Raw genomic sequence first — 570 nt, 5'->3', positions numbered from 1 at the left:
AGAGGTTTGGAATACAGAAAAAGCCGCACTTTCTGGTACTCAGCATATTAAATCTGAACTAGAGCAAGCTCGCATGGACATGGAGTTTGCGCGTCGTGCTGGTGATCTAAACCGAATGTCTGAGCTTCAATACGGTCGTATTCCGGAATTAGAGAAGCAACTAGATTTGGCGACTCAGGCTGAAATGCAAGAAATGACGCTGCTTCGTAACAAAGTAACAGATAACGAAATCGCAGAAGTGCTTTCTAAACAAACGGGCATTCCAGTATCTAAGATGTTAGAAGCGGAGAAAGAGAAACTACTTCGCATGGAAGATGTGCTTCACAATCGTGTTGTAGGGCAAAGCGAAGCAGTTGCAGTGGTATCGAACGCGATTCGTCGTAGCCGAGCTGGGCTTTCTGATCCAAACCGACCAATTGGTTCCTTCTTATTCTTAGGCCCAACTGGTGTCGGTAAAACGGAATTGTGTAAGACACTCGCGAGCTTCATGTTCGACAGCGAAGATGCAATGGTACGTATCGACATGTCGGAGTTCATGGAGAAACACTCAGTCGCAAGATTAGTGGGTGC

1 protein-coding gene is annotated in these 570 nt (G+C 46.1%); it reads left to right on the top strand.

What is annotated here, in order from left to right; genetic code table 11:
* Positions 1-570: AAA family ATPase (locus tag R7Z77_RS27385; RefSeq protein ID WP_318137309.1), on the top strand; the 570-nt coding region annotated here is incomplete at both ends.

It is taken from the genome of Vibrio sp. 1401 (assembly GCF_033340295.1).
Note: the sequence above shows the minus strand (reverse complement) of the source record. Positions and strands in the feature narration are given on the sequence as shown.